The following is a 21,367-nucleotide window of genomic DNA, read 5'->3' on the forward strand; positions in this document are numbered from 1 at the left end:
ATGTTGCAACTCTGCTGTTTTCATTGCCACGAACCTGTCCCGTCAAGTACCGATTTTCGCTGCGAAGTGCTGGGTGAGTCGCAAATTTTTTGTTGTGCCGGCTGTCAGGCCGTCGCCGAAACCATCGTGACGCAAGGTCTCAGCGACTACTATAAATTCCGCAGCAAAGCCGCCAGCAAAGCCAATGCGGTGCCGGCCGAACTTAAAGCACAACTCCTTAGCTACGACAGTGCCGAAGTATTGCAGGATCTGACCCAACAAATCGGTGATGCCCAGCGCATTGAGCTGTCAATCAATGGCATGAGCTGTGCAGCCTGCGCCTGGCTGATTGAACGTCAACTGCAGCAAAACAGCGCCGTTCGGCGCGTCAGTGTCAACTCAGGCACAGCCCGTTGTGAACTGATCTGGGATGCAAAAGCGGCCCCGTTGAGTGAAGTCTTGAATCAAATCAACGAGCTGGGTTATCAGGCCAGCCCATTTGTGGCTGATGTCGAAGAACAACACTTCCAGCAGGAATTAAATGCCTATCTGAAACGCCTCGCCGTATCCGGCATTATGACGATGCAAGTGATGATGCTGGCGTTTGGGCTGTATTTTGGTGAATTCAGCGGCATAGAGGCGCAATACGAAGGCTATCTGCGCTGGGTTAGCCTGTTGTTAACCCTGCCTGTGATGGCGTATGCGGCCCTGCCCTTTAGCAGCAGCGCCTGGCGCGCATTAAAGGCCCGTCAGCTGAATATGGATGTACCGATCACATTGGCACTGTATTACACCTTTATCGCCTCGTTATACGCCACCATCTTTGATACTGGCGAAGTCTATTTTGAATCCGTTTGTATGTTCGTGTTTCTGTTACAGCTCGGCAAATTTTTTGAATTCCGCGCCCGCAAACAAGCGCGTGACGCCACCAGTAATTTGCTTAAAGTGATGCCTGTCAGTGCGACCTTATGGGACGGCGAAAATGGCACTGCCACATCAGCCAGACGGTTACAAAGCGGCGACCATATTCTGGTAAAAGCCGGTGAGACCATTCCTGCCGACGGTCTGGTCGAAAGCGGCGTCAGCTCTGTTGATGAATCAATGTTAACCGGCGAATACAAAGCCATCAGCAAACAAGCCGGTGATTTGGTACTGGCCGGTAGTATGAACCACGACGGCATTCTGGTGGTGCAGGTCCGAAGCGCTCTGACTGAGTCCCGCCTCGGCCAAATTATTGCATTGCAGCAACAAACGCTACATCAGAAACCGGCCATTCTGGAAAAAACCGACCGCATCGCGCGTTTTTTCGTGCAGCGTCTGCTGGTAATTGCCACCGGTACCTTCTGTGCCTGGTATTTCTGGATCGACGCTGATCGCGCATTCTGGGTGACTTTATCTGTGCTGGTTGCCACCTGCCCTTGCGCGTTAAGTCTCGCCACACCGACGGCAGTAACCTGTGCGCTGGCCCAGCTGAACCGCAAAGGCATTCTGATTAAGAACCAGCATGTGCTGGATGTGCTGCCAAAACTCAGTAAGATTTTCTTCGACAAAACCGGCACGCTGACACAAGGCCGGTTTAGCCTGACCGATGTGCAAATCTTCACGCCACGCTTTGACAAAATACAATTGCTGAATCTGATGGCCAATCTGGAGCAACAATCTGAGCATCCGATCGCCCGGGCTTTTAGCCCGTACTTTGTGCAAGCGTTGCCACTGGAGCAGGTCAGCCTCAGTGTTGGTGCCGGATTGGCAGGCGTGTATCAGCAGCAACAACTCCGTATTGGCCGGCCGGATTTCTGTGGGCTGGATGTGCAAGACCCACGTCTGGCTGGAACGCAGGTTTGTTTCACCATCAACGGCGAGTTAGCTGCGACTGTGCAGCTGGCTGACCAACTCAGGCCTGAAGTCACGACGCTGATCCCTGCGCTGCTACAACGTCAGTTAAAGCTAGCCATCCTGACCGGTGATGGATCTGCCGCAGCTCCTGCTGTCGCGCAGCAGCTGCATATTGATGAATTGTGGCAAGGCTGCAGTCCAGAGCAAAAAGTCAGCGCCATTCAGCAGTCGGTGCAAGCCGGTGAAACGGTGGTGATGGTCGGCGATGGCATCAACGACAGTCCTTGTTTCCATGCTGCGCATGTGTCCGTTGCGCTCGACAGCGGTACTGAATTGTCAAAGAACCAGGCCGACGTCGTATTGCTGCATAATGACCTGCAACAGCTGCAAACCCTGATTGACGGTGCGCGTCGCGCCCATCGCGTGGTGCGGCAAAATCTGTGGTGGGCAGCCGGATACAATCTGGTTATTATCCCATTGGCGGTCTGCGGTTTTGTCTCGCCTTATGTCGCGGTGATCGGCATGTCCTGCAGTTCATTGTTAGTGGTCTCTAATTCATTACGGTTGCTCAAAGCATGAGTATCATCTATGTGTTGATCCCGATTGCTATCATCTTTGTGATGATTGGCATTGCGGTGTTCTTTTGGGCGGTACGCTCTAAACAGTTTGACGACCTGGATAAAGAAGGTTTCAGTATTCTGTTTAACGAAAAGCCTGCTTCTTCAACGCCACCAGCCGACAGCACGTCATCATCCCGTGAGCCCTGATATTTTCGCCGCTTTTTTTGTTGGCCTGTTTGGCAGTGCGCATTGTCTGCTGATGTGTGGCGGCATGGCCGGTGCGCTGCAGATGCTGATGCCGCCATCACGGACTCGCCGGGGCTGGCTGCAACTGATGCTGGGGCTTGGCCGGATCAGCAGTTATGCACTGACCGGCGCCTTATTTGGCGGCATCGGTGCAACCATGGTTGGCAGTAGCGGCCTGATGCCGCAGTGGCTGCAACTATTGGCAGGTTTGATGTTATTAGCGATGGCGCTGTATATCAGCCGGTTATGGTTTGGCTTGCTGAAACTGGAACGCGCAGGACAAATGCTTTGGCGCCGGGTCCAACCAATCAGCCAGAGGTTGTTACCGCTGGATTCAGCTGTTAAAGCTTATGCCTATGGCCTGTGTTGGGGTTATCTGCCTTGTGGTCTGGTTTATTCCGCACTGAGCTGGAGCCTCGGCAGTGGTAGCGCCACACAGGGCGCATTGTGGATGGCACTGTTTGGTCTGGGTACTTTGCCTGCGGTGTTATTGGCGGGTCAGACTGCCGACGCGCTGCGGCAATTACAACAACAGCAATGGGTGCGATATGGTCTGGCAGCGGTGTTAGCTGCTTATGCGTTACAGACAATTTACCTTGCACTTCGGGCTCTGGTTTTTTAAGCTGGGCATACTTTGGATGGAGTTTGGAAACCTGCGATGAGTTCACCTTCAAGTATCAACTGCCAGCACTGTGGCTTCAGCCAGCTGTGTCTGCCATTCACCCTAAATGACTCAGAGCTGGATAAGCTTGATCAAATCATCCAGCGTAAGCGGCCGTCACACAAAGGCGACCATTTATTCGAAGCCGGTAAACCGTTACAGGCACTGTACGCAGTACGCACCGGTTCTTTTAAAACCTACACTTTGTCCGAACAGGGTGAAGAACAAATCACCGGTTTCCATTTGCCGGGCGACGTGATTGGCTTTGACGCCATTGGTGATCAGCAACACCCAAGCTACGCGCAGGCGCTGGAAACCGCCATGGTCTGTGAGATCCCGTTTAATAACCTCGATCATTTGTTAGACCAGGTACCGAAACTGCGCCAGCAACTGATGCGTCTGATGAGTCAGGATATCCACGGTGACCAGCAGATGATGTTATTGCTGAACCGCAAAACTGCTGAAGAAAAACTGGCCGCCTTTTTAACCAATCTGGCACAACGCTTTGGCAGCCGCGGTTTTTCGCGCAAAGAATTTCGCCTGACCATGACCCGAGGTGAGATCGGCAACTATCTGGGTTTAACCGTCGAAACCATCAGTCGCCTGCTGGGGCGCTTCCACAAAGACGAGTTAATCCACGTCGATGGTAAACTGATCACCATTGCGAATTTTGAAGAATTAAGTCGGGTTGCGGGTATGGCGCAAATCGGCCGCTGATTTAGCGCTATGCACAGACAAAACCGCCTTCCGGCGGTTTTTTTATGTCCAGGCAAACGCCAGGGAACCAATCGGCACTTGCTTGATCCAACACAACATGCCAAAGCACGAAGCGATTTAACTTAGCTACACTGATTCTGTACCTGTGACTGCAAAGGAGAATGATGATGGCGACATATCAGGATGTGCTGGTGGTGCTTGATCCCAGTACGGACCAGCAAAAAGCGCTGGCAAGGGCCATAGAACTGGCCGAACACACCGCATGTAAACTCACTGCTTTTTTATCCATCTACGATTTCTCTTATGAAATGACCACCATGTTATCCGGTGAAGAGCGCGAATCGATGCGCCAGGCTGTGATCACTGACCGCGAGATTTGGATCCAGGAGTTATTGCACCCCGCCCGCTCCAAAGGCATTACCTGCAGTGCCAAAGTGGTCTGGCACAACCGCCCGTTTGAGGCCATAGTGCAGACCGTCACCGAACATGGCTATGATTTGGTGATTAAAGGTACCCATGACCACGATGTGCTTAAATCGATGATCTTTACCCCAACCGACTGGCACATCCTGCGTAAATGCCCCTGCCCGGTGTTACTGGTCAAAGAACATGCCTGGCCGGCGCAAGGCAATATTCTGGCGGCGGTCAATGCCGGTAGTGAAAAACCCCATCATAAGGCACTGAATCACATCATTATTCGCCAGGCCCAGGCGATGGCCGCGATGCTGCACGCCAAAGTACATCTGGTCAACGCTTACCCGGGCACGCCTATTCATGTGGCAATTGAGATCCCGGAGTTTAATCCGGTTGAATACAACGACAGCATGCGCCATCACCATGTGGATGCTGCCAATGCGCTGGCGGGCCAGTTTGATCTGACCAGTGAAGCCGTGCATGTCCGGGAAGGCATGCCGGAAGATGTGATCCCACGGGTGGCGAAAGAACTCGACGCCGAGATGGTGATTATCGGCACTATTGGTCGCACCGGTTTGTCAGCGGCCATTATTGGCAATACCGCCGAACACGTGATTGACCGGCTCGATTGCGATGTGCTGGCTCTGAAACCGGACGCGCCGGTCTGATCACAGCTGATGTTCCACGCCCGTAACCAAGAATTGGAATTGGCAAGCGGGCGTGATCCGCTATAATGTGCGCCTTTTTTACTGTCTGGGTAGCATCATGTCACACTCCGCTGAAGCCAAAGCGCAATACAATCTGAATAAACTGCATAAAAGACTGCGTCGGGGCGTCGGCCAGGCCATTGCTGATTTTGGCATGATCGAAGAAGGCGACAAAATCATGGTCTGCCTGTCTGGCGGCAAAGACAGTTATACCTTGCTGGACATTTTGCTGAATCTGCAACAATCCGCACCGATCAACTTCAGCATCGTGGCAGTCAATCTGGACCAGAAACAACCTGGCTTTCCGGCACACGTGTTGCCCAACTACTTAGATGGCATCGGCGTGGATTATCAGATTGTCACTGAAGACACCTACTCGATTGTCAAAGAAAAAATCCCCGAAGGCAAAACCACCTGCTCGTTGTGCAGCCGGTTACGCCGCGGCATTTTATATCGCACCGCCAAAGAGCTGGGCGCCACCAAAATCGCGCTGGGTCACCACCGGGACGACATGATTGAAACGATGTTTCTGAACATGTTCTACGGCGGCAAAATGAAATCGATGCCACCGAAGCTAATCAGCGACAATGGCGAACATATCGTGATCCGGCCGCTGGCTTACTGCCGCGAAAAAGACATCGAAAAATACGCCACCGCCCGTGAATTCCCGATTATTCCGTGCAATCTGTGTGGCTCGCAGGATGGCTTGCAGCGTCAGGTGGTGAAAGAAATGCTGCAGGACTGGGATAAACGCTTCCCGGGCCGGATTGAAACCATGTTCCAGGCCATGCAAAACATTGTGCCATCACATATGGTCGATAAACATCTGTTTGATTTTGCCGCCGTCAGTAAAGCCCGCGCGGGCGAATTTGCCGGAGACACCGCCTTTGACAAAGAAGCAGTACCGGCAAAGCCGGTCGGCTTATTGGCAGAAGACGATGAAGAAGAACCGCAGAATGGCGTGGTGGTGCAACGGCTCGAGATTAGCCTCTGACCTGGCGGATATCAGACTGAAGCGCAGCGGCTACCCTGCGCTTCAGGATGACACGGCTATCAGCCGGCAAACAACGCTTTAAACCAATGCCAGATGCCAAACGAATAGTCGTCGAATAAATCAATCCCCAGCGCCGATTTCAGCAGGTACAGCAGCAACAAACCAATCAGGCCTGCTGCCAACAAAAACACACTGATCACGACACTTTGCATCAGCCGGCTGAGCTGACCATGGCGCGGATCACCGCGATGGTTACGCCCGGCCACCAGCACATAATAATAACGCCAGCGCCCCAGGCCGACAGTACCGCGTAAATCCAGCCGGTGTTTGCCCCACTGCCGCGCGCCTAACGCGACGCGCAGATAGCTCAGCTGGGCTTCGGTAAAACTCTGCTGCACATCCTCAGGCATCCGTTCCAGCAGTTTCTGTATGGCCGGATCCTGGCGGATGTCGTCGGGAGATGCTGCAGTCATATCAATCAGCCTTGCTGCAATAAAGCGGACAACTCCGCCGTTTTCGCCTGCATCAGCGCGATATCACCGCGGCTTTCTACATTGAGCCTTACCAGCGGCTCTGTATTGGAACTACGCAGATTAAAACGCCAGTCAGCAAACTCCAGGCTAATCCCGTCGGTGGTATCAAGCTTGTCGGCGGATGGCTGATACAACGCCAGAATTTCCGCTAATTTGGCTTTAGGCTCGGCAATAGTGAAGTTGATTTCACCACTGGATGGGAAGGCGGCGATGCGCTCAGCGACTAACGCTGACAACGGCTTTTGCTTGACGCACATTAGCTCCGCCACCAGCAACCACGGGATCATGCCACTGTCACAGTAAGCAAAATCACGGAAATAATGATGCGCACTCATCTCACCGCCATAGACCGCATCTTCCAGCCGCATCCGCTCTTTGATAAAGGCGTGGCCGGTTTTGGACTGAATGGCTTCACCGCCCGCCTGCGTGACTAAATCGATGGTATTCCAGGTTAAGCGCGGGTCGTGAATAATACGGGCCCCGGCGTGCTGCTGTAAAAACGCTTCGGCCAACAAACCGACAATGTAATAACCTTCGATAAACTGCCCCTGCTCATCAAACAGGAAACAACGGTCAAAGTCGCCATCCCAGGCTACGCCAAAATCAGCCTGATGCGCCAACACCGCTTTTGAGGTATCGGCGCGGTTTTCCGGCAACAATGGGTTGGGAATACCATTTGGGAAAGTCGCATCCGGCTCGTGATGGACTTTGATAAACTGCAGCGGCAAGCCTAATGCTGCACAGCGACTTTCGAGCTCATCAATAACATGGCCGGCGGCGCCATTGCCCGAATTCACCACAACTTTCATCGGCTTAAACAGTGACGGACGAATGTAACCAAGCAGATGCGTGACAAAATCGGCCAGCACTGACTGCTGCCGGTAGCTGCCACGAGTGGCAACGGCGACAAAATCGCCTTGTTCGGCAAGGGCTTTGATGTCAAATAAACCACTATCACCGCTGATCGGTCTGGCACCTTGTTGTACCAGCTTCATGCCGTTGTAATCGAGTGGATTATGGCTGGCCGTGACTTCGATGCCGCCACAGACGCCTAAATGAAAAGTAGCAAAATAGACTTCTTCGGTACCGGTCATGCCGATATCAATGACATCGACGCCGGCATCCATCAAACCATTCGCCAATGCCAGCTTCAGGCTTTCTGAGGTTGCGCGCACGTCGCCGCCGACAACAACTGTTTTAGCCTGTTGATATTGCCCAAAAGCGCGGCCGATCCGGTAAGCAACATCTTCATCCAGTTCATCACCAAGTCGGCCGCGGATGTCATAAGCTTTGACGCAACTAATTTTCCGGTACATCTCAGGCCCGCCCATAACGGTCTTCAAACCGCACAATGTCATCTTCGCCAAGGTACGAACCAGATTGAACTTCAATCAGTTCCAGCTCAACCTTGCCCGGGTTCTCCAGCGCATGCACGGCAGTGATCGGGATATAGACGGACTGGTTTTCCGTCAGGTATTGATCCTGACCATCGATAGTCACTTTGGCGGTCCCGGATACGACAATCCAATGCTCAGCGCGGTGATGATGCATCTGCACCGATAATTTCGCGCCGGGTTTCACCGTAATGCGTTTTACCTGGAAGCGTTCACCGTGGTCAACTGAATCGTATTTACCCCAGGGCCGATACACTTCACGATGAAAAGTAACTTCGGGCCGTTGCTTGGCTTTAAGCTGTGCAACGATATGTTTAACGTCTTGTGCCTGATCTTTGTGCGCCACCAATACCGCATCTTTGGTGCTGATCACGACTAAATCCTGCACGCCTACAGTGGCGACAAGCTGTTGTTCCGTTCGCACATAGCAGTTTTGGCTGTTATGCGACCACACGTCGCCATGATGCACACTCCCGTGCAGATCTTTGGCGCTAACCTGCCATAATGCCGCAAAACCACCAACATCATTCCAGCCGGCCGCTAGAGGCAATACCACCACACTGGCCGGTTCGTCCCGGCTTAATGGCTCCATGATGGCATAATCGATAGAATTATCCGGACAGGCTTCAAATGCGGCCTTTTTCACCCGGACAAAATCCAAATCCGGGCTCAGTTCAGCCATCGCTGCCTGACAAGCCGCCAGCATCGCTGGCTGATATTGATCTAACAACTTTAGGTAGCGGTCGGCGCGGAACATAAACATCCCGCTGTTCCAGTAATAGTCGCCGCTTTGCAGGTACTGTTCAGCCGTCGCCAGATTAGGTTTTTCGACAAAAGCATCGACCTGAAAACCAAGACCAGAGGCTACCCCACGGCGGATATAACCATAACCCGTTTCCGGCGCCGTCGGCACTATACCAAAAGTGACCAATTTGCCTGCCGCAGCCAGTGGTTCGGCTTGCTGGACCGCAGCACGGAACGCCGCTTCATCGTCAATGACATGATCTGCCGCCAGCACCAGTAACACTGCATCCGGCATTGTCGCGACTGCCTGCAACGCGGCCAGTGCAATCGCCGGCGCTGTATTGCGCCCAACCGGTTCCAGCAGAATCGATGCACCCTGCACACCCAGCTGACGCACCTGCTCGGCGGCAATAAAGCGGTGGTCTTCGTTACAGATCAGCAAAGGCGCCTGATGCGCCAGACCTTTAAGCCGCAACAAGGTCTTCTGCAACATGGTAGTGTCACCGGTCAGCGCCAAAAATTGCTTCGGATAATTACCACGGGAAAGTGGCCATAACCTTGTGCCTGAGCCACCGGCCATAATTACGGGTGTGAACATTACTGAAATCCTGTCAAATCACTGATTTGGGTTAGTCTGATGGAGCACTGCGCCGCTGTCAATTGCGGCTCAGTCTGCGGCTGGCCAGCATTGCTGAACACATTTATGTTGTATTCAACGCCCACGATTGGCAGCGCCACGCAGCTGCTGCTGATGTTGTTGATACCAGCGCCAAGTCTGGGTCAGACCTGCTGTTAACGAAATCTGTGGGGCCCAGCCCAGCTGGCGCAAGCGGCTGCTATCGACCAGTTTGCGTGGCGTGCCATCGGGCCGGCCCGTGTCAAAGCTCAGCGCCTGAGGATAGCCGATAATGTCACGCAGTAGCGACGCCAGCGTTGCAATACTAATTTCTTCGCCACTGCCGACATTGAGGAAACCCGGTGTATCGGCACAGGTCTGCCAATAAACGTCAGCGGGCAGCTCCATCACCAGGCGGCATGCTTTAGCCAGATCGTCGACATGCAAAAACTCGCGCAGTGCCATGCCGGAGCCCCAAATTTGCATGGGGCTCTGCGTATCTTTCGCCAACTGCATCCGACGCATTAAAGCCGGGATCACATGTGCCTGCTCTAAATCAAAATTATCGCCGGGCCCATACAAATTGGTTGGCATCAGCGCACGAAAATCGGCGCCATACTGACGGTGAAAACTGCTGCATAGCTTTAGACCTGCAATTTTTGCGATGGCGTACGCGTCATTTGTTGGCTCCAGCACGCCGCTTAACAGCGCGTTTTCGCTGATCGGCTGGTCGGCAAACTTCGGATAAATGCAGCTCGAACCCAGATACAACAAACGGCAGACACCACTCTGCTGGGCGGCCGCCACTAAATTGGCAGCAATTTGCAGGTTCTGCAGAATAAATTCGGCCGGATATTGTTGATTGGCCGCAATGCCACCAACCCGTGCCGCCGCCACCAGGATCCAGTCTGGTTGTTGCTGCCGGATAAAAGCCTCAACGTCTGCCTGCCGGGTTAAATCCAGCGTGCTGCGCCCTGCGGTGATCAGCTGATATTTAGCTGGTCGATCGGACGCCTGGCTGAACTCGCGATACAATGCCTGCCCGACCATACCCTGATGACCAGCGATAAACACCCGGATTGGTTTTTGGCCATCAGGGCTGGCAGATACTACTTCAGCGGGCATAACCATTGGCCTCCAGTAAGGCCTGACGTCGCGCCTGAATCAGGTCATGTTCCATCATCATCTGGCACAGTGCCGAAAAGTCAGTCTCGGGTTGCCAGTGCAGCGCTGCTCTGGCCCGCGTTGCATCGCCGCATAACGACGGCACTTCACTTGGGCGCAGATAGCGCGGGTCGACGCGAAGGATCACAGTGCCGGGCTTTAATCCCGGTGTGCGCAACGGATCACAATGCTGTACTGTGGCGATCTCCGCCAGGCCAGTGCCACTAAAACTCAGGCTGATACCGAGGTTGGCCGCGCAACACTGCAAAAATTCGCGCACCGTATGCTGCACGCCGGTCGCAATCACATAATCAGCTGGTGTGGCCTGCTGTAACATGCGCCAGGCTGCGTCCATATAATCGGCGGCAAAACCCCAGTCACGCCGGGCGTCCAGATTGCCCAGATACAGGCATTGTTGTTGACCCAAGGCAATCGCTGCTATGGCCCGGGTAATTTTACGGGTCACAAAAGTCTCACCACGTCGTGGTGATTCATGGTTAAACATAATGCCGTTGACGGCGAACAAGCCATAAGCTTCGCGGTAATTGACTGTAGTCCAGTACGCGCCGACTTTGGCGATCGCATAAGGCGAACAGGGCCGGAATGGCGTATCTTCGTTTTGCACTGCGCTCGTGACATTGCCATACATTTCTGACGTCGCCGCCTGAAAAAACCGACAGGTCAGGCCGGACAAACGCACCGCCTCTAACAAGCGGATCGTGCCGAGTGCCACCACATTGGCGGTGTATTCAGCCGCTTCAAACGACACAGCGACATGGCTTTGCGCGGCCAGATGGTAGATCTCGTCAGGCTGAATTTTTTGTAGCAACCCGCACAAAGCAAAGCTATCGGTCATATCACCATAATGCAGGAACAATGGCCGGTCCTGCTGATGTGGATCCTGATAAATATGGTCAATCCGACTGGTATTCAGTGACGACGCCCGCCGTTTCAGACCGTGCACCTGATAACCTTTAGCAAGTAACAACTCTGCTAAATAAGAACCATCTTGTCCGGTGATCCCGGTAATAAACGCCACTTTTGTGTTCAAACACTAGTCTCCAGACACTCAATCACCGGCTGCGTTGCTGCCACCAGGCCCGGCACAAACTGATTAAAAACCGCGGATTATGTTTCAGGTATCGGGGCGCCAGCCGCCGTGGTTCCTGTAACCAGCGAAACAACCATTCCAGTGCCAGCCGTTGCACCCAACGTGGTGCCTGCTGCCGGCGGCCGCTGAGAAAATCGATCACCGCCCCGATGCCAAGCTGCAACGGCGGCAACTGCGCACTGTACTGATCGATCCAGATTTCTTGTTTGGGACACCCCAGCGCCACCAGGATAATGTCCAGCTCTGCTTGCAGCATCAGCTGCAGTTGCTGTGGTTCGGCACTGGCTGGCCGTGGTTGCCACGCTGGCGCATGCTGATAACAAACCAGCAAACCCGGTACCAGTTGTTGCAGCCGTTTCACTGCAACCTGCAAATCAGCCTGAGAATGACCGCCATAAATGCCGACCCTCAAGCCTTCCGCAGCGGCACGACGGCATAACGATAACACCAAATCGATACCCCGCAGCTGCGGACAATTGATGCCATTAACCAGTCGTTGCCACCAACACAGCGGTTTGCCGTCCGCCAGCACAAAATCGCTGCGGGCCAACACTGCGGCAAAAGCGGCATCGTCAACAGCTTCCATCAACATATGCACATTGGCTAAATACAGCCGGGTCGGTAAGCGACGTTTTGCCCGGCTCACCAGTTCGCTGAGCAACGACGGCATGGACTGTGCCCGCACCTGACTGTGCAGCACCAGACCTGTGCTGAACTGCCCTGTCATCGCGGCCCCGTCATGGTGCCGGACTCGCCTCAGTACACAACTGGCGTTCGACCTGTGGCCACTGTGGTTCTGTTGCTGCGCGCCGGCGCAAATACAGACAAGACTGGCGCTCCAGCTTAAATTGCCGGACCAGAGCTATCGCCTGCCCACTCAGATGACCAAACAATGTTTGCTGTAAATACCTGAAAATCTCTGCTTTTTGCCCTGCCGACCAATAAGACCAGTATTGAAAACTCAGCGTTAAAAACTTCTGCTGTACTTGTGGTAGATAAGCACCGTGTTGACGCGCCAACGTCATCTGCGCCCAGGCATCGGTCAGCCGGAACTGGGTAAAACCGAGGAAATAACCATAGTCGGCATAAGCGACCGGCCAGTTAGGCCGAAGTGCGATCGCTTGTTGGTACAAGGCTTCGTTGCCAACCAGTGCCTCCGTATTGAGGTAACCACTGTGCCAGCCCCATTCGTTAATTTTGGCCTGCATCAGTAAATAATGCGGATTGCCCGGCTGCAGCGTGGTGGCCTGACTGATCGCTGTTGCAGCCTGCTGATAATCTTCAGCTAAAGGCGGTTGTTGTTGCCACTGATCAAGTGCAAATGCTGCCTGGAAATAATACAGGCTGGCGATCCCAGCCTGTCCCGCTAACCACATCAAAGCCGCCAGTGGCAGCACTAACACCGTTAATAAGATGCGACGACGCAACAATGGACTCATTGCATACCGCCAAAATCGAGACTTGCCGTAATGAGGGCCGGATGCTCAGTTACCATTGCCGCGGCGTATTGGTCATCAGTCAGCCGCGCCAGTTGTTGCCGCGCCTGCTGTAATTTGGGCGGACGCCGCTGCAGATTATGACAATCGCTGGCCATCACCTGATAGATGCGCTGGCGCACCAGCAGTTCAGCACATTGTTGGTGCCGGTCGCCCAAATCACCGAGCAATGAGCTGGCGGTCAGCTGGAATAAACAGCCGGCGCTTTGCAGGCGTTGCAATAATTGGGGATTGGCCTGAATTTCACGGTTGCGTTCCGGATGGGCAATCATCGCAATGATCTGCTTTTTACCCAGCCATTTCAGTAATTTATCGGTACCTGCCGGCACATGGCTATGCGGCAGTTCCAGCAATAGCACCTGCTGCGTTTGCCACACGCCCAAAAACGGCAACTGTTGTTGCTCAATCGCACTCATCAGTTGATCGGTCAGCCGCACTTCGGCTGCGGCTGCCAGCTGAATGGGGATTTGATGCTCGAACACCAGCGCACGGGCGACCGCTAAGGCGGTGTTGATCGTGGCGCGGTCATTGTCGAAATACCCCGGATTGATGTGTGGTGTCGCCACCATCCGACGGATACCATCCGCAGCGGCGAGACGCAGCAACGCCAGCGTTTCGCCCGCATCCACAGCGCCATCATCAATACCGGGCAGGATATGGCTGTGCAGGTCAATCATGTCGATTCAGGTGACTGCGCATAATATTGGTAATAGCCATAGCTGCCGTAGCGCTCGGCGTTTTTCAGGTCGAGATCATTGAGCACCACGCCAACAACGCGGGCGTGGGCGTTAATCAGTTTTGACAACGACAACTGCACCAGACCAGAGCGGGTATTGTCGGCTTTCACCACCATCACCACCGCATCCGATAAGCGCGACAGCACTAATGCATCGCTGACTGCATGCACCGGCGGTGTATCGATGATGATTTTCTGATAACGGCCGCGCAGTTCAGTCAGCAGCGCTGCTACGCGTGGGCTGGACAACAACTCCAGCGGATTCAGCGGAATTGTGCCGGCCGGCATGATGTCAATGCCACTTTGTTCATCATGCACAATACAATCTTCCAGCGTCTCCGTTTCGGCCAGATAGTTGGCCAGGCCCGGTTGAAACGCCGGCAGACCAAAACGTTTGGCGATGGTCGGTTTGCGCATATCCGCATCGATCAGCAACACAGTTTCAAGCTGACGGCAGGCAAAAGACAGATTACTCGACACCGTCGATTTGCCCTCTTCCGGGATTGATGAGGTCACTGCCAGTACTTGCATGGGCCGCTCCAGCCCAAGCAACGACAGGCTGGTCCGGATCGAGCGGATCGATTCGCTGAACAAACGCGCATCGGTGGAGAAGAAGGTGCGGTTTAACGTCACCAGTTGCTGTTTACCGGCAATTTTTGGCACCACACCCAGTGCCCGTTGTTGCAGTACGGCTTCCACTTCCTGTGTCGTTTTGATGGTGTCATTGAGCGACTCCATCACAAAAGCCACAATGATGCCAAAGCCAATGGCAGCGACAAATGCCAGGATCACAATCAGCTTACGTTTTGGTTTAATCGGGTCTACTGCTGGCATGGCGCGATCAGTAAAACGGGCTACGGCCGAGTTAAAATCGCCGGTAACTTCGGTTTCTTTTTGCCGTGCCATAAAAGTATCAAACAACTGGCGATTAGTTTCGACCTCACGTTGTAAACGCTGATATTCGGCTTCTTTGCCACTCAGGTCCTGATATTGACCTTTGGCACGCTGCATTTCGGTTTCCAGTGAACTCAGATTCTGACTCAGGGTGTCGGCTTCGTTAGTGATCCCCGACAACAGTTTACGGATTTGTTCGCGCAGACTGTCCTGTACCGACGCCAGCTCAGATTTGGCCGCCAGCAACTTCGGATGTTTTGGCCCGTAGATTTTGCTGAGTTCTGATACTTTACGTTCGGCCGATACGGCTTCCATTTTCACGCTCTGTACACCCGGATGCGCAGTAATTTCCGGCAAGGTTTCCAGCTTTTCAATTTGGTCGATGCCGTATTGTTTTACCACGCGGACAAAACCATCGATCTGGGCTTTTTTCGACCGGGCCTGGGTGATTTGCTCCCCTAACCGCTCCAGTTCCTGACTGCCAAGACTGCGTACACCGGCCACATCAACCAACCCTTCACGCAAGCGGAATTCTTGTAACGACTGTTCAGATTGGTCCAGTTTTAACCGCAGCTCACCCAAGCGTCCACCCAGCCAGGTACTGGCTTTTTGCGTGATGCCCATTTTGGCAGCCAGCTGACCATCGATATAAGCTTCGCCAATTGCATTGGCGACTTCAGCCGCCAGTTTCGGATCCTGTGCTTCAAACACAATGCTAACCAGCTGAGTTTTACGCACTGGTTCTATCGACAACCGTTCGATAAAAGCCTGCACCAGTTTCTCCCGATCACGCGCGGCCTGGCCTTCTGCTGAGATCTGCGGCGTGCCGGCAGCTAAAAACGGCAATAACGTGCGCAGGTCATCCAGCAAACCAGGCTGCCCAACAAATTCGGCATGACTGGCCAGCTGCAGCCGGTCGATCACCGATTCGGCGATGGTACGTGATTTCAGGATCTCAAACTGCGTCAGGTAATATTCCTGTTGTGCTGAATTGATGCCATACACTTCATCTATTTTTACGGCTTTGGCCTGCTGGGATTCAATCAGTAACGTGGCTTTGCTGCTGTAGATTTGTTTCATGTTCAGCACGACAAACACCGTCAGCGCTGAGACCAACACTGCCAATAATAAAATCCGCCATTTTGCGCGGTTGATCACCATGAAATATTTACGTAAATCAATCACTTCATCAGGTGCTGCGTGATTTTCAGCTGAAATCGCCATCAGAAAAATCTCTGTTCAATTGTGATGGTATCGCCGGCACTGATTTGGGTATTCAGATTGCCTTTTTGTTTGGTGGCTTTGTCGCCTTCCCGCGAGATAATGATGTCTTCGCGGGACGCCCGCTCGGTCATGCCACCGGCTAACGCGACAGCCTGATCAACCGTCATCCCCGGCTGATACGGATAACCACCGGGCTTTTTCACTTCCCCATGAATATAAAACGGCCGGTATTGCACCATGCCGACAAACACATTGGGCTCGACAAAATAATCACCTTTGAGACCCTGATACAGATGTTGTTCCACTTGTTTCAGCGTCATGCCGGTGACTTTAATAGTACCCAAAAACGGGTAATTCAACGTACCGCTGTTAGTTAGCTGGGTTTCCAGATCTAACTCAGGCTCGCCAAACACTTTAATTTTGATGATATCGCCTGGCCCCAACACATAATCATCTGCGCTTTGCGACGCCGACGCTGTAGTGGTTTGTGCCATTACACTGGCGCACAGCAACACCGACAAAGCGAAAAATCTGCCGATAAATCTGCCCAAGCATTTGCCCAACATCTGTTTATCCTTACAACGTCACTTTGAATTCAACACCATAGACAGTACGGTCAAACTCAATGATACCCAAGGTAGAACTGCGATCTTCCAGATTGATAAAACCGGTGATCTGCAACCAACGCTTTGGTTTTGCGGTTAATTCTGCAGTGATCACCTTATTCGTATCTTGGCGGCGAAGCAAACTATTCGCACTGGTCTGCAGCAGGTTGTAAGCGTCGGTTTGATATTCATACGCCAGTTTTGACGTCAGGGTTTCGGACCACTGGTGGTTCCAGCCGATGCTGTAACTGGTTTCGACAATATAGTCCGAGTTAATATTCAACGCATCGACGTCTTTGGCCCGCCGGCCAGCGGCCAAATCAAAACCTGAATAGGTCAATGGCTGCCACTGCACGATAGTTTCCCAGGCAAAACCACTGAAATTTTCCCGCTGGTCCAGTTCAAAGTCTTTTTTCTGGTAACCCAGCTTCAGGATCCCGGTGGTGATAGCACTCAATTCCCATTCAGTCCCGAGGCGGTAGTTGGTGTCCTGATTATCACGCGCACCACTTAAATCAACTGACTTGAAGTTAATGTCTGCACTCGCGATTTCCGCCACCAGCTTAAAGGCCCCGCCGGTCTGATAGACAAAACCGCCACCGAGCTGACGTAAATCGTGGTCACGATATTGCGTCACATCACGGAAATTGTCGTAGTCTTTAGCATAATACCGCGCGTTGGCGCGCAGTTTGCCGGTAGAACCCGGGTTGCCATATTCATATTCGACTTCACCGTTCTGACTGTTGTAGCGCGTCACTTCGTCCTGCACTAAACCACGACCTTCTGACACCCCGGTGCCGCGATCTTCATGCAGCCAGCTGCCAGTGCCTTTAAATTTCAGCTGATGCGCGCTGCCTGGCGATAAACGGGCTTCGGCATCCAGATATCCGTCGGTGTAATTATCCGCACTACTGCTGAAATATTTGCCGTTACGCAGTGCGCTGCTCAGTGTATAGCTGTTCACACCGTCGACCAGATTGGCTTTTAATGACGGTGCAATCGTACTGAGCCAGCTCGACACGCTTTTCTGTTTATCCCGGATCACGTTGTCATCATGGCGCAACGAAGTCACCAGTCCAGGGATCAAATCTATACCGGATTCGGTACGAATCATCCCTTCCGGTTCCTGCGCCTGAGCCACGCTAACGACCCCACAAAACAGCATCCCTGTCAGGTGCGTTAACTTCAGCTTACCCATGTCATTGCTTCCCTTGTTAATACACATGTTTGCCACTAAACCCTTTAAAAATTGTTCTGACGATAATTTTGATATCAAACCACAAAGACCAATGGCGGATGTAATACAGATCAAACTCCACTCTTTTTGCCATTTTATCCAGGGTATCGGTTTCACCGCGCCAGCCATTGACCTGGGCCCAGCCAGTAATACCCGGTTTAACTTTGTGTCGCAGCATATAAAACGCCACTTGATTACGGTATTGTTCATTGTGTGCCACCGCGTGCGGTCTTGGCCCAACAACCGACATTTCGCCATGCAACACGTTGATAAATTGCGGTAACTCATCGAGTGAAGTACGTCGTAACCAGGCGCCAAACCAGGTGACGCGCGGATCGTTACGGGTGGCCTGCACCACCAATTCGGCATTTTCCTGTACTTTCATACTGCGAAACTTCAGTACACCAATTTTTTTGCCATCCAGACCATAGCGATCCTGACGGAATAACACGGGTCCGCGCGAGGTCAGCTTGACGCCACAGGCCAGTAATATCAACAAAGGACTCAGCAACACTAACGCGGCGGCACTGAACAGCACATCAAAAGTGCGTTTGAAGTGACTCTGCAGCCCTAAATGCGGGGACTCAAACACACTGATGGTATCAATATCACCGACCGTACTGAGGCGCCCCTGCATCATTTTTAAGGTCAGCATGTCCGGCACCAGATAGACGTCGAGCGTAGTATCACCCAATTGACTGACAATATGCTGGATCCGCGCTTCCGCGTGCATCGGCAGACAAATATATAAGCGGGAAAACTCGCCATGCTGACCGCGCATCACTGCGTCGTTCACGGTACCGAGCAGCAGATGCTGATACTCTTCCGGCATCCGCGCGGCGTCCCGGTCGTCAAAAAATCCGATACATTCAAATCCGAGTTCACGTTCCTCGGTAAACTGCTGGCTCAGCTGTATACCGCGGGCTGTCAGGCCAACAACCGCAACTTTCTGCAGGTGGATGCCACGTTCCAGCTGTACTTTGCGCACAATGCGCTGCGCCAGTCGCCAGCCCACCATCAATAAGATGGAACCACTGAACCACGCCGTCATGATCACCCGTGAATAACTGGCACCGACTTTTAATAAAAACAATGAGATAAGCTGAATAGCAAAGGAAATAACCAGCACCGCAACCGCACGCCGGATCATCTGACGAAATGCGGATAAGCGCCAGGAACGGTACAGCGACATACCCTCAGCCAGGTAAGAAAACAATAGGACTTCAGCGAGTAATAAGATCAGATAGTTTTTGTCGAAACTGACGCCGTACAAAAAACAGCTCAATAACAACACAAACATCAGGATGGCGTAATCAATGAAACGATAAAGAGCGGCATAACCGCTTCCGCTGACTTCGATTGGACTGGACTTCTTCAAACAACATTTCCCTGAAATATTTGAAACAGCACCACTGGCCCCTTGTTTCGTTTAGAAAATCAGCGACTCATGGCATTCTACTGATAACCCCGGAGCCACGCAATGTTGCGCTTTGTAAATGAACGGCATTTTGTCGTGGTAACATCAACAACATACAGTTTTTTCTAATCTACTTATTGAGGATCGCAATGCCTGGTCTGTTAAAGCGGATTGTTTTTATCGTTGCCACTGTGCTGACAAGCGGCTGCCATACCGTTCCCACTGCAGAGCCGACAGCTGACACCGGCCTGTTACCGGCCGAGAGCCGGGAAACATCAGGCCTGGTTTGCACAGCCGATGGATTTATTTCAGTCAATGATTCCGGCAACAGCGCTGAGCTGCAGCGATTGGATGGCGCACTGCGGCTGACTAGACTGCCACTGGCGCTGGACAACATCGACTGGGAAGCGCTGGCTGCTGACGGCGATCAGCTCTATATCGCCGACAGTGGTAATAATCGCGGGCAACGCAGTAACGGTTTCATTCACCGACTACATTACGCACCTGACCAGGCCAAAGTCGAAGTTTTGCCCAGCCTGTCCTACCGTTTTGCCAGCTATCCGGCCACGGCTCCCGAGCCGTACCGGCACGATTTTGACGCTGAAGCGCTGGCTTATGCCGACGGCAGTTTGTGGCTGTTCAGTAAAAGCTGGGACAGCGGTATCAGTCAGGTCTATCAGCTGGACACACAGGCACCCGACCTGCAGGTCCTGACTGCGCAGGCGCAAATTGCCGGTCTGCCGGGACTGGTGACTGATGCGGTATATTTACCCGATACCGCACAATTTGTGCTGACCGGCTATCAGAATTATCAGCACAACCTGCTGCAGTTTGCCTTACACAGTGAGTTTAATGCTTTTGTTGCCGTGACGGATCGCCAGTTTCAGTTGCAGCTTGTCATCCCGTTGCCCGAAGCTGGTCAACTGGAAGGCATTTGTGCACGCGATGGACAAATCTGGCTGAGCCAGGAACAAAGCCAACATTCACCGGCCCGGCTGTGGCGGGAACAGCTCGTAGAAACTGCATTAGCGCAACTGCGCGCGGCCAAGTGACATTGATACAAATTTAAACGAAAAGCCTTTTGCCAGAAGCACTTTTATCGTTAGAATATAATCAGATTGATAGCTAAAGAGTGTGATTTAACTAACTGATTTACTGTCTGTTTATTTTACACGACATGTAAATTAAGAATTAAATCCTTTGAAATTCAACACCTTGCGTTGTGGCATGAGACATGCATTACACGGAAGAATGCAAGTGCCAGGTCATCAGGAGTTAAAATGTCTAAGCAGTTTTTTGCAGGAGCTGTTGCTCTGTTCGCTCTCATCGGTACTTCCGCTGCACATGCCGCGCTGATCCAAAACGGCAGTTTTGAAACCAAGCCATCCGACATGTCAAAATTCTACCAGCACGCTGGTTTTCAATATCAATCAAGAACTTACGATCAACTTGCCGCCAGTGATAAATGGGGTATCTTTGCCACCCTGCCAGGTTGGAACAGCCTGTACGGCGACCAGGTCGAGCTGTCAATCAGCGGCGTGCAATATGACGTCAACGGCCAAATCGTTGGTTTTAATGCACAGGATGGCAATAACTTCGTCGAGCTGGACACCCACTTCAACGTCGTCAACGGCCAAATCTCTAATCAATCCAACGCCGGTATTTCACAAAACCTGACAGGCCTTAAAATCGGCAAGAGCTATGAACTGAGTTTCTGGTATCACAGCCGTACCAACGCCGCCAATGACAACACCATGAACGTGTTCTGGCTGCCAACTGACAATCTGCCAACTTATGCGGACTTTAAAGTGTCGACTGTTGACACTTCGTTGGCTAACCACAGCGGTTGGGTCGAATACAAAGTGAAGCTGGTCGCGACGTCAACCAATATGACTGTTGGTTTTGGCGCCGCCGGTGACAAAGAATGGAAATGGAACGGTCTGACCAGCACCAACGGCAACAAACAAGGTGCCAACCTGGATAACGTAGCGCTGAAGGAAGTCCCGGTCCCGGCCACAGTGCTGTTATTAGGTTTGGGTTTAACCGGTATCGCGCTGCGTCGTCGTCAGGCCTAAGCACTCA

The 21,367-nt window shown here is 52.7% G+C and carries 20 protein-coding genes; 8 read left to right on the plus strand and 12 right to left on the minus strand.

The features are described 5' to 3' along the window. The 6 genes from ATY27_RS15690 to ttcA all read left to right on the plus strand — a co-directional run bounded on the left by ATY27_RS15690 (position 1) and on the right by ttcA (position 6,114). Positions 1 to 2,394, plus strand: coding sequence for a heavy metal translocating P-type ATPase (locus ATY27_RS15690; protein ID WP_208931553.1), 2,394 nt, complete (start codon positions 1 to 3; stop codon positions 2,392 to 2,394). Further along, positions 2,391 to 2,582, plus strand: a complete 192-nt coding sequence (gene ccoS, locus ATY27_RS15695) for a cbb3-type cytochrome oxidase assembly protein CcoS (RefSeq protein ID WP_208931554.1) — start codon at positions 2,391 to 2,393, stop codon at positions 2,580 to 2,582. Before ATY27_RS15690 ends, ccoS begins: the two co-directional genes overlap by 4 nt. Continuing rightward, positions 2,572 to 3,243: a sulfite exporter TauE/SafE family protein gene (locus tag ATY27_RS15700; protein WP_208931555.1), complete on the plus strand. Its 672-nt coding sequence runs from the start codon at positions 2,572 to 2,574 to the stop codon at positions 3,241 to 3,243. Before ccoS ends, ATY27_RS15700 begins: the two co-directional genes overlap by 11 nt. Before the next feature lie 36 nt (positions 3,244 to 3,279). Continuing rightward, positions 3,280 to 3,999 (plus strand): fumarate/nitrate reduction transcriptional regulator Fnr, encoded by a 720-nt coding sequence (gene fnr, locus ATY27_RS15705; protein WP_208931556.1) that lies wholly within the window; start codon positions 3,280 to 3,282, stop codon positions 3,997 to 3,999. 161 nt (positions 4,000 to 4,160) lie between these two features. Next, positions 4,161 to 5,081 (plus strand): universal stress protein UspE, encoded by a 921-nt coding sequence (gene uspE, locus ATY27_RS15710; RefSeq protein ID WP_244151332.1) that lies wholly within the window; start codon positions 4,161 to 4,163, stop codon positions 5,079 to 5,081. A 97-nt stretch (positions 5,082 to 5,178) separates the two neighbouring features. Beyond that, complete coding sequence (gene ttcA / locus ATY27_RS15715) at positions 5,179 to 6,114, plus strand: tRNA 2-thiocytidine(32) synthetase TtcA (RefSeq protein ID WP_208931557.1); 936 nt, start codon at positions 5,179 to 5,181, stop codon at positions 6,112 to 6,114. 59 nt (positions 6,115 to 6,173) lie between these two features. Here the strand turns inward: ttcA and ATY27_RS15720 are convergent, their stop codons facing one another. From ATY27_RS15720 to ATY27_RS15775, 12 genes are all read right to left on the minus strand, one after another. After that, the gene (locus ATY27_RS15720; protein ID WP_244151333.1) at positions 6,174 to 6,587 is read right to left on the minus strand and encodes a 3-phosphoshikimate 1-carboxyvinyltransferase; all 414 of its coding nucleotides are present in this window, start codon (positions 6,585 to 6,587) and stop codon (positions 6,174 to 6,176) included. Positions 6,588 to 6,592: 5 nt separating this feature from the next. Next, positions 6,593 to 7,963 carry a phosphomannomutase gene (locus ATY27_RS15725; RefSeq protein ID WP_208931558.1) on the minus strand — a complete coding sequence of 457 codons (1,371 nt, stop codon included), beginning with the start codon at positions 7,961 to 7,963 and terminating at the stop codon, positions 6,593 to 6,595. Between the two features lies 1 nt (position 7,964). Next, the gene (locus ATY27_RS15730) at positions 7,965 to 9,383 is read right to left on the minus strand and encodes a mannose-1-phosphate guanylyltransferase/mannose-6-phosphate isomerase (RefSeq protein ID WP_208931559.1); all 1,419 of its coding nucleotides are present in this window, start codon (positions 9,381 to 9,383) and stop codon (positions 7,965 to 7,967) included. Positions 9,384 to 9,497: 114 nt separating this feature from the next. Further along, positions 9,498 to 10,526, minus strand: coding sequence for a GDP-L-fucose synthase (locus ATY27_RS15735; RefSeq protein WP_208931560.1), 1,029 nt, complete (start codon positions 10,524 to 10,526; stop codon positions 9,498 to 9,500). After that, entirely contained in the window at positions 10,516 to 11,616 is a 1,101-nt protein-coding gene (gene gmd / locus ATY27_RS15740; protein WP_208931561.1) for a GDP-mannose 4,6-dehydratase, read from the minus strand. The genes ATY27_RS15735 and gmd overlap by 11 nt, the downstream gene beginning before the upstream one ends. A 22-nt stretch (positions 11,617 to 11,638) precedes the next feature. Next, entirely contained in the window at positions 11,639 to 12,403 is a 765-nt protein-coding gene (locus tag ATY27_RS15745; RefSeq protein ID WP_208931562.1) for a WecB/TagA/CpsF family glycosyltransferase, read from the minus strand. A 10-nt stretch (positions 12,404 to 12,413) separates the two neighbouring features. After that, on the minus strand, positions 12,414 to 13,115 hold the full coding sequence (locus ATY27_RS15750) for a hypothetical protein (RefSeq protein ID WP_208931563.1): 702 nt from the start codon (positions 13,113 to 13,115) through the stop codon (positions 12,414 to 12,416). Beyond that, entirely contained in the window at positions 13,112 to 13,849 is a 738-nt protein-coding gene (locus ATY27_RS15755; protein WP_208931564.1) for a CpsB/CapC family capsule biosynthesis tyrosine phosphatase, read from the minus strand. Before ATY27_RS15755 ends, ATY27_RS15750 begins: the two co-directional genes overlap by 4 nt. After that, entirely contained in the window at positions 13,846 to 16,026 is a 2,181-nt protein-coding gene (locus ATY27_RS15760) for a polysaccharide biosynthesis tyrosine autokinase (RefSeq protein WP_208931565.1), read from the minus strand. Before ATY27_RS15760 ends, ATY27_RS15755 begins: the two co-directional genes overlap by 4 nt. Continuing rightward, positions 16,026 to 16,592 carry a polysaccharide biosynthesis/export family protein gene (locus ATY27_RS15765; RefSeq protein WP_244151334.1) on the minus strand — a complete coding sequence of 189 codons (567 nt, stop codon included), beginning with the start codon at positions 16,590 to 16,592 and terminating at the stop codon, positions 16,026 to 16,028. Before ATY27_RS15765 ends, ATY27_RS15760 begins: the two co-directional genes overlap by 1 nt. A 10-nt stretch (positions 16,593 to 16,602) precedes the next feature. Beyond that, positions 16,603 to 17,829: an outer membrane beta-barrel protein gene (locus ATY27_RS15770; RefSeq protein WP_208931566.1), complete on the minus strand. Its 1,227-nt coding sequence runs from the start codon at positions 17,827 to 17,829 to the stop codon at positions 16,603 to 16,605. A 16-nt stretch (positions 17,830 to 17,845) separates the two neighbouring features. Beyond that, positions 17,846 to 19,246, minus strand: coding sequence for an undecaprenyl-phosphate glucose phosphotransferase (locus tag ATY27_RS15775; protein WP_208931567.1), 1,401 nt, complete (start codon positions 19,244 to 19,246; stop codon positions 17,846 to 17,848). Positions 19,247 to 19,434: 188 nt separating this feature from the next. On the opposite strand from ATY27_RS15775, the gene ATY27_RS15780 reads away from it, so the two are divergent. Beyond that, on the plus strand, positions 19,435 to 20,337 hold the full coding sequence (locus tag ATY27_RS15780) for a hypothetical protein (protein ID WP_208931568.1): 903 nt from the start codon (positions 19,435 to 19,437) through the stop codon (positions 20,335 to 20,337). A 228-nt stretch (positions 20,338 to 20,565) separates the two neighbouring features. Beyond that, positions 20,566 to 21,360: a DUF642 domain-containing protein gene (locus tag ATY27_RS15785; RefSeq protein WP_208933520.1), complete on the plus strand. Its 795-nt coding sequence runs from the start codon at positions 20,566 to 20,568 to the stop codon at positions 21,358 to 21,360. Positions 21,361 to 21,367: the final 7 nt, after the last annotated feature.

The sequence above is a fragment of the Rheinheimera sp. F8 genome (genome assembly GCF_001518915.1).

Bases quoted from the DNA above. Each gene is read 5' to 3' on its own strand.
- ccoS (WP_208931554.1), top strand. From the start codon at position 2,391: ATGAGTATCATCTATGTGTTGATCCCGATTGCTATCATCTTTGTGATG.
- ATY27_RS15755 (WP_208931564.1), bottom strand. From the start codon at position 13,849: ATGATTGACCTGCACAGCCATATCCTGCCCGGTATTGATGATGGCGCT.
- ATY27_RS15760 (WP_208931565.1), bottom strand. From the start codon at position 16,026: ATGGCGATTTCAGCTGAAAATCACGCAGCACCTGATGAAGTGATTGAT.
- ATY27_RS15735 (WP_208931560.1), bottom strand. From the start codon at position 10,526: ATGCCCGCTGAAGTAGTATCTGCCAGCCCTGATGGCCAAAAACCAATC.
- ATY27_RS15780 (WP_208931568.1), top strand. From the start codon at position 19,435: ATGCCTGGTCTGTTAAAGCGGATTGTTTTTATCGTTGCCACTGTGCTG.
- ATY27_RS15785 (WP_208933520.1), top strand. From the start codon at position 20,566: ATGTCTAAGCAGTTTTTTGCAGGAGCTGTTGCTCTGTTCGCTCTCATC.
- ATY27_RS15750 (WP_208931563.1), bottom strand. From the start codon at position 13,115: ATGAGTCCATTGTTGCGTCGTCGCATCTTATTAACGGTGTTAGTGCTG.
- uspE (WP_244151332.1), top strand. From the start codon at position 4,161: ATGATGATGGCGACATATCAGGATGTGCTGGTGGTGCTTGATCCCAGT.
- ATY27_RS15745 (WP_208931562.1), bottom strand. From the start codon at position 12,403: ATGACAGGGCAGTTCAGCACAGGTCTGGTGCTGCACAGTCAGGTGCGG.
- ATY27_RS15690 (WP_208931553.1), top strand. From the start codon at position 1: ATGTTGCAACTCTGCTGTTTTCATTGCCACGAACCTGTCCCGTCAAGT.
- ATY27_RS15765 (WP_244151334.1), bottom strand. From the start codon at position 16,592: ATGTTGGGCAAATGCTTGGGCAGATTTATCGGCAGATTTTTCGCTTTG.
- fnr (WP_208931556.1), top strand. From the start codon at position 3,280: ATGAGTTCACCTTCAAGTATCAACTGCCAGCACTGTGGCTTCAGCCAG.
- ATY27_RS15730 (WP_208931559.1), bottom strand. From the start codon at position 9,383: ATGTTCACACCCGTAATTATGGCCGGTGGCTCAGGCACAAGGTTATGG.
- ATY27_RS15770 (WP_208931566.1), bottom strand. From the start codon at position 17,829: ATGGGTAAGCTGAAGTTAACGCACCTGACAGGGATGCTGTTTTGTGGG.
- ttcA (WP_208931557.1), top strand. From the start codon at position 5,179: ATGTCACACTCCGCTGAAGCCAAAGCGCAATACAATCTGAATAAACTG.
- ATY27_RS15725 (WP_208931558.1), bottom strand. From the start codon at position 7,963: ATGTACCGGAAAATTAGTTGCGTCAAAGCTTATGACATCCGCGGCCGA.
- ATY27_RS15720 (WP_244151333.1), bottom strand. From the start codon at position 6,587: ATGACTGCAGCATCTCCCGACGACATCCGCCAGGATCCGGCCATACAG.